Origin of the sequence: Rhodopirellula europaea 6C, from assembly GCF_000338295.1 — a bacterium.
GTDB lineage: Bacteria > Planctomycetota > Planctomycetia > Pirellulales > Pirellulaceae > Rhodopirellula > Rhodopirellula europaea.
The window spans coordinates 1-10,492 of sequence record NZ_ANMO01000041.1; the positions used below are offsets into that span (position 1 = coordinate 1).

The following is a 10,492-nucleotide window of genomic DNA, read 5'->3' on the forward strand; positions in this document are numbered from 1 at the left end:
CTCAGTGGAGTGTTCGTTGCGGACGCGGTTGGCAAAGCCGATTTGGTCTACACAAATTGCTCCGGTTGAACGAGCGAATGTTCTAGAGAGACATGCTTTTCTCATTCAAAATGCGATCGAGTCGATCGAATACTTCGTCACTGCCTCGTTCCATTTCTTCGATGGAGGACCGCACCGTTGGATCGGCAGGGGAGACATCCGAGTCGAGCAGCGCAAAGATCTCACTGGTTGCTTGGTGAACCAGAGCGTGCGGCGATTCTAGGCCTTGGAACGACGGGACTTCCGCGAAGGAGCGTTTCCCATCACCTCCCTCATACCATTTGCCCAAACGACAGTTGTGGTGATCGACGTAGTCAAATGCAGGCTGACCGTCGATGACGCTGAGGTAAGTGTTGACTTTCCAAACAACGTGATCGAGCTTTGCCAGACTCATGAACACAGTATCGTTCGCACCAACGATCTGCCGCGTCGATTTGGCGTTCATGGCTCGCGTGTTCTGGACCTTCGTGTTCAGGGCAGTGACCGTTTGCGAAATCTCGTTTCCCCGATCGTCCAGGTCACGCATCCGCTGAGAGACTGTCGATGAGTTTTCGGTGATCGTCTCAATTGACCGACGAATCTTTTCGACGGCCGATTGAGTCTCCGTTGATAAGTTCTTGACTTCTTGAGCGACAACTGAGAAACCGGCTCCGGCTTCACCCGCCCGTGCCGCTTCGATCGTTGCGTTTAGCGCGAGTAGTTTCGTTTGCGAAGCAATCTCAGTGATGAAAGTCACAAAAGAGGTCATCGTTTTGAGCTGTTCATCGTTGGCCTCGACCACCGAACGGATCTCGGCGACGGCTTCGCTAAAAGCGTTCGTGTCCCGGTCAATCGCGTCAGAATCTTCAGCCAGTTCCGTGCAGTTGGATTCGATCTCCTGGCAGTTCTCGACGTTGACTGTGTTTAACTCGACCGATTTCGCCAAGTTGGCCTGAATTGCTGCCAATGCTTGTTTCAGCCGCACGTTTTCGTCACGCAAAATCGCCACCAATGCGTGCGCGTCCGCTGCTTTGTCGTCGTCTTCGTTGATGGTCAACATCAGGCTGCCTAAAGCTCAGTTTTCCGGATTCATATAAGTGAAGTGTTGCATAGAAATTGGGTTTTACGGGTGTGCAGCCGTACTTGCAGCACGAAAAGAGACGCCAGCAACTCCGCAAAACCATTAAAATCGGCAGTCGAAACAAAATCGACTAGTTGACAGCTCGCAATGTGACGATATGTTGTGTGGGTTAGCCAAAGGATTTTTATGTCTGCCAAAACCATCACCCAGAAGTCCAGTAAGCGGACGTTGTCGAAGAAGACCGCCGCGAAACCACGTGGGACAGTCGCCGACTTTGCGCAAGCGGCGGAATGTTTAAAGACGCTTGCGCACCCGGTTCGACTTCGAATCGTGCAATTGTTGTTGCACGGGCGTTATACCGTCGGCGAATTAGCGGAGGATTGTGGGATCCAGGACAACGTCGGGTCGGATCACTTGCGTTTGCTCCAGCGATGCGGGTTTCTGACCAGTGAGCGAGAAGGCCGAAAGGTGTACTATCAAGTCGCCGAACCGCATTTGGAAAAGTTAATGGCGTGTATTGAGGGAAGGTTTCTGTCTTGAGCAACTGAGTCTTGTTCATCCGAGGGGGCACAGTTGTTTTTTGCTGTAACATATCGTCGCATGGCGACCTTTCGAGGTCACAGGCTGTGTCCCTGGGGATACAAAAAGCAAAGGAGGTGTTCATGCAAACCGTTCCAGTCAATCAGTTGGCCAACAAGATGAGCCGAGAAAACGTCGACCTACGGATGCCGGCGGAGTACCGGGAGGTTCATTTAGATGGGGGTGTGAACGTGCCGCTCGATGGGTTGGAAGCCTCCCAGTTTGGCGAGCGAGGCCTTCCAATGGAATCGTCGGATCAGTGTTCGAAGTGTGTTTAACCGAGATGAAGATGCAATGCCTTGGACCAGAATGCAGTTGCGGTCCACTTGCTCAACGACTTGAAGGAATCATCGTCAAGCGCCACACGCATGTTCGGTCCAGCAGAGAGTTAAAACATTTTTGAATTGAAGTCACAACCAATTGGACGACGCCACTTTGGTGGAGCTGTAGGCAAAAGGCGTTCCGGATGACTCCGTCAATCGTTTGGCCTTCTTACGTTTTGTAAATGAATTTCTGCAAGCTTCGCGGAACGCCGTTCCGCATCGTCGCGATTCCATATTATCGATGTCCAGCTATTCGGCAGCTGATCGAATCCCGTTGAACGATCCTTCCCACTTTGAACTCTGTTTTGAAAGATCAACCATTATGAATCGTTTCAATCTTTTCGCCACGGCCAGCTTACTGTGCCTGTTGATTGCCCAGCCGTCTTGGTCGCAAGACTCACCACGACGCGGTCAAGGTCAAGGATTCGGCCGAGGCATGGGGCCCGGCCAAGGAATGGGACGTGGTCGCGGCATGGGCCGAGGCCGTGGCATCGGCCAGGGTCGCGGGGGGGAACAGGGCAGTCAGCAGCATGGTCATGATGACCGCCACGATGCCGACCACGACGTGTTTCAGTTTTTGTTACAGAATCACCAGAAGATCAAGCGAACGGTCAAAGAACTTCCCAACGGCGTCGAGACACTGACCGAATCCACCGACAGCGACGTAGCGGACAAGATCAAGGAACACGTCGAGTGGATGGAGTATCGGATCGAAAATACGAATCCGATTCGGATGCGTGATCCGCTGTTCGCTGAACTTTTCCAACACACGGACAAGATCAAAATGTTGCACGAGGACACCGAGAACGGGGTTCGCGTCACAGAAACATCCGACGATCCTTACGTCGCCAAGTTGATCAAGGCACACGCGAAGGTGGTATCAGGATTTGTCGAACGCGGATTCGCCGAAGCGATGAAGAATCATGCGGTACCGGGCAAGGACGCCGCATCCAAACTCACGCCCTCCAATCCGGTGATCGCTGGGCACGGTGAAGTGGTCCAAATGCCGGAGGCCATACAGCAACCACGAAACGACTCGAAGATTGTCGTTGACCTCACCCGAGGTGGAGACGCGGGCAAAGTCAATGCGGGACTTCAGAAGGTCGCCAAGTACGTCAACATCTACGCCGGTGCCGGAGCCGAACCTGCCGACGTTACCATTGCGGTTGTCTTCCACGGGGATGCAACTCTGACCGTTCTGAATCCGGATGCGTATGCGACTAAGTTCAACACCGAAGGGAATCCTAATCTGGCATTACTTCAACAACTGCACGAAGCGAACGTTGAACTGTATGTCTGCGGCCAGTCACTCATTTCACTGGGTGAAAAGCCGGAGGATGTCGCCGTCTTCATCGAAACGGCAGTTTCTGCGCTAACTTCGATCGTCAATCTTCAAAGCGACGGTTACGCCTACGTTCCACTAGGGAAGTGAAATGGCTGCGTTGTCGGATGAAATGCGTGAGAGGTGTCGGTCCTGTCGCGTCGTGAAAAGTGATCTATCACAAAATGGATGGCAGGACCGGTACGTCGCTGGCAAAACGGGCTGGGACCGCGGCGGAGCCAGCCCGGCGATGATGACTTGGGTGGAAGAAGGCAAGTTACGCCCTTGCCGAATCCTGATACCGGGTTGTGGTCGCGGGCACGAAGCGATCGCACTTGCAGAAGCCGGCTTTGATGTCACCGCGATCGACTTTGCCGCCACGGCGGTCGAGCATTTGAAACTCGAACTGCGACGTCGAGGCTTGAACGCCAACGTTGTCCAATCGGACTTGTTCGCGTTCTGTGAACCGGACTCGTTCGATGCGATCTACGAGCAGACTTGCCTGTGTGCGATCGACCCGAGCCAATGGCAAACCTATCAACAATTGCTTGCCTGTTGGCTCCGGCCGCACGGCAAGCTGTTCGCCTTGTTCATGCAAAGCGGACAATACCACGCGCCACCGTTCTCGTGCGATTTGCCTTCGATGCGTGAACTCTTCGCAGAGCCAACGTGGCAATGGAATGACGGCCCAGTTCGCGTCGAGCATCCAACCGGGATGCACGAATTGGGCTGCCTACTTCATCGGACCGAAACATGATGAAATTCAAGGATTCAACGATGCAATTGAACGCATGTTTGAGAAAGCTTTTCCGCACTGGTGGTCATCCCGTTTTGATTCATCATCCCGGAGGAAGGTTGAAGTTCGCTATTAAACGGTCGCTCATTTCGGTTGCGGCGTTGCTTCTGATCGTCACAGCAGCGGGCTGCCGCAAAGAGTCGGGACCAATCGCAAGTCAACCGGCGGATTCGACCGAATCAAGCCGCGTGATTGTGGAGGGGCAAACACCTTCCGAGGCGCAGAAGCAAGCCATGCTGGCTGCGAAAGAGGCGTTGTTCACCAGACTTTCCGGTCGGTTGATGAAAGCAATGGGCGGCCAAGGTCCCGCCGCCGCGATCAGCGTCTGTCAGCAGGAAGCTCCGCAAATCGCCGATGAGGTCAGCACTGAACACAACCTGCGGATTGGTCGGACGGGTGTTCGTTTACGAAACCAAAACAACGAGCCACCGGTTTGGGCGAAATCGCTGACCGACAACGAGACTGACACGCCGCAGTTTGTTGTGCTGGACAACGAGGACGCCGCAGCCTTGCTGCCGATCAAACTGCAGGCTCATTGCTTAATGTGCCACGGTCCCAAGGATCAAATCGCTCCGGTCATTCAGGACCAACTTGCAAAACTCTATCCTGCCGACGAAGCGACTGGCTTCAATGAGGGCGACTTGCGAGGTTGGTTTTGGATCGAAATGCCCGGTGGGTAGGACCATTGGAACAATGTCTGGCATACCGGAACGCGGCACCTATCGTTTCCTCGATGCTTACGGAACTTGTCAAGAGTTTCGACTCTTGATGGCCGAACATCTGAACGACTTCCCCTACGCATTCGCTTCTCCCAAATCTGATCGCTTGGAAAACAATGACTGCAAAACTATTCATTCCTATGCTTGTTGCCATCACGATCGTTTTGGCAAGTCCCGACAACGCGTCCGCACAGCTCGGTGGTCTATTCGGCGGCGGTCCGAAGGTTGAAACCATTGAGACGGCGGCACTGGTCAAGATGCTGGGCGATCAACGCAAAGCAGAAGCAAAAGCGAAAGAGTCTGGCTCAAGAGTTCCGCAAGCAGACTTCGTGGTCGTGGATGTTCGCAGTGATGCCGAGGTCAACGTGTCGGTGATTCCGGGTGCGATCACGAAAGCTCAGTTTGAGAAGAACCGCACCCAGTACGCCGGCCGTTTGGTCATCCCCTACTGCACCGTCGGCGGACGCAGCGGCGCGTACGCCAAACAGTTGGCCAAGGATGGATTGAAGGTCAAGAATTACCAAGGCAGCATCCTGAAGTGGGTCGATGCCGGCTTGCCACTGGTCACGATGAAGGGCGAGCCGACCAATCGCGTTCACACCTACAGTGATCGCTATCGCGTTCCATCTAAGTACGAACAGGTGACGAAGTAGTGTCACAAAGAAATCTCGTCTTATTGGGCATCGGCCACACCAATGCTCACATTGTCAAACGATGGGAAACCGATCCGATCGAGGATTGCAGGCTGATTTGCATCAGCAAATTTCCCACTGCAACGTACTCAGGAATGTTGCCGGGGACGCTTGGGCTGCAGTTTGACGATGACGAGATGCGAATCGACTTGGCCGATCTTTGTCAGCGGTCCGGTGCCGAACTTATTTTGGCCGAGACAAGTGGACTCGATCTCGATGCCGGGCAGTTGCATTTCGAGAGTCACGAATCCATTTCGTTTAGCGCTCTGTCAATCGGCGTCGGTTCGATGCCCGCTGGTTGGGACGATCACCAAGATGCGAAGTCGTTGGTCCCGATCAAACCGATGCAGACATTTCTGCAACGTCTGGCAGCGACTCTACAGACGGATCCTGTAGCGGAAGTCGTCGAGACTTTCGGTCACCACACCGACAACTCGAAACCCTTGACGAGTTCCGCTACCAAGAGAATTGTGGTCGTTGGTGGCGGAGTGGCGAGCGTTGAGATTGCGTTGTGTCTGCATCAACAATGCGAGAAACAGAAAATCGTTCGCGATTTTACCATTGAGATTTTCACGAGCAGCGAGACCGTCGCCGAAGGCATGAAGCCCCGAAGCGTGAATCGCATCGAACAAATCCTGAGGTCGCGAAATATCCGCATCACGCCCTGCCGTCGCGTGACCGGAGTCGGTGACGATTTCATCGTGACCGAGGACGGTAGCCACCACGAAGCTGATGTCGTGATCTGGGCAACCGGTGCGGCAGCTCCACCGGTGCTCGGCAAACTTGGGCTGGAAACCGACGACCGCGGTTTCATCGCAACCTCTCCGACACTGCAATCGCTTTCCGATTCGCGAGTGTTCGCTGTCGGTGATTCGGGAACGATTCTTCAGTCACCGTCGCCCAAAGCCGGCGTCTACGCCGTCCGGCAGTGCCCAATCCTATGGCACAATTTGCACGCATTCTTCGACGGTCGTTCGATGAAAACATTCGAGCCTCAATCCGATTTCCTGAAGCTACTTAATACCGGCGACGGTAAAGCTTTTCTGCAATACGGGTTGGTTACCGCACACGCTCGCTGGTGTTGGCACCTCAAGACCTGGATCGACAAACGCTTTATCAGTGAGTTTCAAAGCAACCATCAGCCGTCGAGCCAAGCTACCAAAACATGACTGCGAAACCGATGCCACAACAAACCTTAAGCGAGGATGTCTCAAATCTTCGTGACCGAGTCAATCAATCGCTCTTGAGGCTTGGTTTTTCCAAAGCGAGATTTGTGGATGCAGAGGAGGAAACGATCACTTTGATATGCCCTGTGTCGGATCGGAACGACCAGTGTGTCATGAGCGTCGCCATTCGTCTCTTACCTAGCATCTCGGCGGTCAAATTCGTTTCTGAGACCGAGGCCAACCAATGAGACACTTGTCCAAACTAGTTAAACTCATTTTCGTCGCCGCCTTGGTCGGAGGTGGAATTTATTGGTTTCGATTCAAGCCGGTGCCGGTTGTTAGTCATCAAGTTCGGCTCGGCAGCGTCGTTGCCGAAGTGATGGGGACCGGTACGCTGGAAGCTCGCGTGTCGGCAGCGGTGAGCCCAAAGATTTCTGGCCGCATTGAAGCGTTGTTGACCGACCAGGGAGATGCCGTCGTAGCTGGCGATGAATTGGTCCGGTTGGACAGCAGCGAACTGAATCAACAAGTTGCCATCGCACAAGCAAACGTTGAAGCGGCTCAAGCGGCCATCGAACGATTGAGTGCCGACAAACAACGTGCCGTCGTGGTGTTGACGCAAGCGGAAAAGAATTTCAAGCGAATCGAACAGCTCGCTAGTCGTGATGCAACTAGCCAAGGCGATCTCGACCAAGCTGCCGAAGCACTGGGTGTTGCTGTCGCCGATGTCTCCCGCGCCGAAGCAGGAATCAACGAAGGTCAAAAGGGATTGGTGTCAGCGGAAAAGAATCTGCAATACCAACAAGCCCGACTGAGCGACACGATCATCGTCGCACCATTCGATGGCATGGTCGTCAAGCGGAGCCGCGAATCGGGCGACGTGGTGGTACCCGGAAGTTCAGTGCTGACGCTGATTTCGACCAAGGAGTTATGGATCAGTGCATGGGTGGACGAAACGGAAATGTCCAAGCTGAAAGCTGGTCAGGCAGCTCGCGTGGTTTTTCGCTCCGAACCGGAACGATCGTTTCCCGCGGAAGTTGCTAGGCTCGGTCGGGAAGCGGATCGAGAGACTCGCGAATTCATCGTCGATGTTCGTGTCTTGGAACTGCCGAAGAACTGGGCCGTCGGCCAGCGCGCCGAAGCCTACGTCACGGTCGGAGAACCCGCTGAGGTTCCGTTGATCCCCAAATCGTTCTTGGTTCGCCAGAACGGACAGGATGGCGTCTTTGTTTACCAAGATGGCATCGCGAATTGGCGACCGGTCACGCTCGGAATCGACACGGACGAAGCGATTGGTGCGTCCGACGGTATCGAAGCGGGCGATCGGTTGCTGATGCCGGCTTCGACAGGTGGAGCACTCACGGATCAACGCCGGGTGGTGATGCAATGAGCGTGGTGATTCGATGAATCTGGCATTCAAAGACATCCAACACAACCTTGGCCGCTTCGTGTTGACAGCAATCGGCATTGGAATGCTGCTGATGATCGTGATGGGCATGGGGGGGATCTACCGCGGCATCATCGAAGACGCGACGTTGCTGGTCGAGCGAGTGGACGCGGATCTGTGGGTGGTCCAGCGCGAAACGCGTGGGCCGTTCGCGGAACTATCGCGTGTCCCGCCGACGTTGGTTCATCGAGTGGCCGCGGTGCCCGGTGTGCGGTCTTCCCGAGAATTCATTTATCACACGATTCAGCGTGAACGATTCGGCAAGCCGTTGCGGATCGCCGTTCTAGGGCTGGACTGGCCCACCGATCAAGGTGATTGGTTACCGCTGGTGGCCGGCCGTTCGCTGCGAAAGGCTCACTACGAGATGGTGGCTGACCGGTCGCTTCAGATGAAGCTTGGTGAGAAAGTCAAACTTGGTAAAGAAACGTTCACGGTCGTCGGAATCACCGGCAGCATGATCAGTGCGAGCGGCGATGGCCTGGCATTCTTCACCGCCGCCGACGCTCAGGCGATTCAGTTCGACAGCCCGGGTGAAGCGGTTCGTTTGGAACGTGCAGCCAGAGAGTCACGCGGCGAGGCGAATGACTTGATCGCCCGGCAACCGTCGCTGTTGGAAAATGCCTCCCGACCAACTTCGCAACTTCCCGCCGTCGCAAGCTCTCAAATTAGTGCAGTGATGGTCAAGCTGTCGCCTGGCAGCAATGTCGAAACCGTCAAGTCCATTATCTCCGGCTGGGGCGATGTGTCTGTCTTCACCAGCGAGGGACAAAAAGAACTGCTGCTGCGTGGGACGGTCGAGAAAGCACGTCGCCAGATCGGTATGTTTCGAGTTCTGTTGACGGCGATCGCGGCCATCATCATGGCGTTGATTCTCTACACACTCACGCTCGACAAAATCCACTCCATTGCACTATTGAAATTGATCGGTGCGTCCAACGCCGTCATCCTTGGCTTGATCTTGCAGCAGGCGATCGTGCTCGGCGTGGTCGGATATGCCATCGCGTATTTGCTCGGCAGTCAACTGTTCCCTCACTTTCCCCGCCGGGTGATCCTAGCCAACGCGGACTTAGTCCAGCTCGCGGTGGTCGTCGTCATCATCTCGGTCGGTTCCAGCCTGATGGGGATCTGGAAGGCGTTGCAAGTCTCTCCCAACGAGGCGCTGACATGAGCGAATCAGCACCGCCGCCGCCAGCGATTGTCGCCACAAAACTGAGCAAACGGTACGGCAGCGGGAATACCGAAGTGATGGCGATGCAGGACGCTTCGATGACCGTTGCGTCTGGCGAGATCGTCGCGTTGCTCGGTCCCAGCGGCAGCGGTAAGTCGACGTTTCTGACGGCCATCGGTTTGATCAATCCGCCCAATGCGGGGACGATCGCGATTGGTGGCACCCCCGTTCTCGACGGCGAAACCGCCCGAGTCAATCTGCGATCCTTTCGTCGTCAACACATTGGTTACGTCTTTCAGAAATCGAATCTGATACCGTTTTTGTCTGCGATCGAAAACGTCCAGATCGCGATGCAATTGGGTGGCATGTCGAGGCGTACGTCTCGAACCCGAGCACTCGAACTGATGGACTATCTCGGCGTCGCCGATCGTGCCGACAACCTGCCCTCGATGTTGTCCGGTGGCCAACAACAGCGTGTTGCGGTGGCGCGGGCGCTCGCCAATCGGCCCAGCGTGATTCTGGCGGATGAACCGACTGCTGCGTTGGATGGTCATCGTGGCCGCCAGGTCATGGAGTTGTTTGCCAAGGTTGCTCACGAGCAAGGTTCGGCGGTCATCGTTGTGACCCACGATCATCGCTCACTCGACGTCTTCGACACCACATACGAAATGGAAGACGGAATCATTACGAAGCAACTGGGGAACAGCCTTGACGACTTCCGCGACCTGAACCAAGACGCCAATTTTTAACACGTTACAAAAATCCAGTACTCACCAATGGACGACATCCAATGAAACTCACATTTTCGATTGCCATCGCCTGCCTCACGATCGCATTTGGCCTGCCAGCGATAGGACAAGACTCAACCGCGACTGCAGTCACCGCGCCGCCTGTCCCCGAAGGCATCAACGACAAGTTCAAAGACCCTGACCTGAACGTCGATGAATGGCTGGACCGCTTCGAGGTCGAAAGCCGCGAGGTCTATGCGGCTCGTGACGAGGTGTTGAAAGCGTGTGATATCAAGCCAGGCCAGCGGATCGCCGATGTGGGTGCCGGCACCGGTTTTTATAGCCGCTTGTTTGCCAAGCGAACCGGTTGGGACGGTTGGGTATACAGCGTCGATATTGCACCGAAATTCCTGCAACACATTGCCAAGCGTGCCACGGCCGACGGCATCGAAAA

At 55.0% G+C, this 10,492-nt stretch carries 12 protein-coding genes; 11 read left to right on the forward strand and 1 reads right to left on the reverse strand.

From position 1 onward, the window contains the following. Window positions 1-82 precede the first annotated feature (82 nt). Window positions 83-1,078, reverse strand: coding sequence for a methyl-accepting chemotaxis protein (locus RE6C_RS03780; RefSeq protein ID WP_008654012.1), 996 nt, complete (start codon window positions 1,076-1,078; stop codon window positions 83-85). 207 nt (window positions 1,079-1,285) lie between these two features. Between RE6C_RS03780 and RE6C_RS03785 the strand changes: the two genes are divergently transcribed. The 11 genes from RE6C_RS03785 to RE6C_RS03835 all read left to right on the forward strand — a co-directional run. Beyond that, window positions 1,286-1,639 (forward strand): ArsR/SmtB family transcription factor, encoded by a 354-nt coding sequence (locus tag RE6C_RS03785; protein ID WP_008654013.1) that lies wholly within the window; start codon window positions 1,286-1,288, stop codon window positions 1,637-1,639. Window positions 1,640-1,761: 122 nt separating this feature from the next. Then, window positions 1,762-1,956: a rhodanese-like domain-containing protein gene (locus RE6C_RS03790; protein ID WP_144054648.1), complete on the forward strand. Its 195-nt coding sequence runs from the start codon at window positions 1,762-1,764 to the stop codon at window positions 1,954-1,956. Window positions 1,957-2,323: 367 nt separating this feature from the next. Then, window positions 2,324-3,433 carry a DsrE family protein gene (locus RE6C_RS03795; RefSeq protein WP_039961124.1) on the forward strand — a complete coding sequence of 370 codons (1,110 nt, stop codon included), beginning with the start codon at window positions 2,324-2,326 and terminating at the stop codon, window positions 3,431-3,433. Between the two features lie 52 nt (window positions 3,434-3,485). After that, window positions 3,486-4,079 (forward strand): methyltransferase domain-containing protein, encoded by a 594-nt coding sequence (locus tag RE6C_RS03800; protein ID WP_039961126.1) that lies wholly within the window; start codon window positions 3,486-3,488, stop codon window positions 4,077-4,079. Between the two features lie 20 nt (window positions 4,080-4,099). Further along, the gene (locus RE6C_RS03805; RefSeq protein WP_081605554.1) at window positions 4,100-4,798 is read left to right on the forward strand and encodes a c-type heme family protein; all 699 of its coding nucleotides are present in this window, start codon (window positions 4,100-4,102) and stop codon (window positions 4,796-4,798) included. 155 nt (window positions 4,799-4,953) lie between these two features. After that, window positions 4,954-5,490 (forward strand): rhodanese-like domain-containing protein, encoded by a 537-nt coding sequence (locus RE6C_RS03810; protein ID WP_144054649.1) that lies wholly within the window; start codon window positions 4,954-4,956, stop codon window positions 5,488-5,490. Further along, the gene (locus tag RE6C_RS03815) at window positions 5,490-6,698 is read left to right on the forward strand and encodes an FAD-dependent oxidoreductase (RefSeq protein WP_039961122.1); all 1,209 of its coding nucleotides are present in this window, start codon (window positions 5,490-5,492) and stop codon (window positions 6,696-6,698) included. The genes RE6C_RS03810 and RE6C_RS03815 overlap by 1 nt, the downstream gene beginning before the upstream one ends. Window positions 6,699-6,939: 241 nt before the next feature. Further along, window positions 6,940-8,085 (forward strand): efflux RND transporter periplasmic adaptor subunit, encoded by a 1,146-nt coding sequence (locus tag RE6C_RS03820; RefSeq protein WP_039961123.1) that lies wholly within the window; start codon window positions 6,940-6,942, stop codon window positions 8,083-8,085. A gap of 13 nt (window positions 8,086-8,098) precedes the next feature. Further along, a complete protein-coding gene (locus RE6C_RS03825) occupies window positions 8,099-9,310 on the forward strand; it encodes an ABC transporter permease (protein ID WP_008654030.1) in 1,212 nt (403 codons plus the stop codon). Beyond that, window positions 9,307-10,059, forward strand: coding sequence for an ABC transporter ATP-binding protein (locus tag RE6C_RS03830; RefSeq protein ID WP_008654032.1), 753 nt, complete (start codon window positions 9,307-9,309; stop codon window positions 10,057-10,059). The genes RE6C_RS03825 and RE6C_RS03830 overlap by 4 nt, the downstream gene beginning before the upstream one ends. 41 nt (window positions 10,060-10,100) lie before the next feature. Beyond that, window positions 10,101-10,492, forward strand: a 392-nt coding sequence (locus RE6C_RS03835) for a methyltransferase domain-containing protein (RefSeq protein ID WP_008654034.1), incomplete at its 3' end; no start/stop codon positions are given.

What these genes read in the sequence shown, in the direction of transcription:
- RE6C_RS03780 (WP_008654012.1), bottom strand. Translation starts at nt 1,078, where the DNA reads ATGTTGACCATCAACGAAGACGACGACAAAGCAGCGGACGCGCACGCA.
- RE6C_RS03785 (WP_008654013.1), top strand. Translation starts at nt 1,286, where the DNA reads ATGTCTGCCAAAACCATCACCCAGAAGTCCAGTAAGCGGACGTTGTCG.
- RE6C_RS03790 (WP_144054648.1), top strand. Translation starts at nt 1,762, where the DNA reads ATGCAAACCGTTCCAGTCAATCAGTTGGCCAACAAGATGAGCCGAGAA.
- RE6C_RS03795 (WP_039961124.1), top strand. Translation starts at nt 2,324, where the DNA reads ATGAATCGTTTCAATCTTTTCGCCACGGCCAGCTTACTGTGCCTGTTG.
- RE6C_RS03805 (WP_081605554.1), top strand. Translation starts at nt 4,100, where the DNA reads ATGCAATTGAACGCATGTTTGAGAAAGCTTTTCCGCACTGGTGGTCAT.
- RE6C_RS03810 (WP_144054649.1), top strand. Translation starts at nt 4,954, where the DNA reads ATGACTGCAAAACTATTCATTCCTATGCTTGTTGCCATCACGATCGTT.
- RE6C_RS03820 (WP_039961123.1), top strand. Translation starts at nt 6,940, where the DNA reads ATGAGACACTTGTCCAAACTAGTTAAACTCATTTTCGTCGCCGCCTTG.
- RE6C_RS03825 (WP_008654030.1), top strand. Translation starts at nt 8,099, where the DNA reads ATGAATCTGGCATTCAAAGACATCCAACACAACCTTGGCCGCTTCGTG.
- RE6C_RS03830 (WP_008654032.1), top strand. Translation starts at nt 9,307, where the DNA reads ATGAGCGAATCAGCACCGCCGCCGCCAGCGATTGTCGCCACAAAACTG.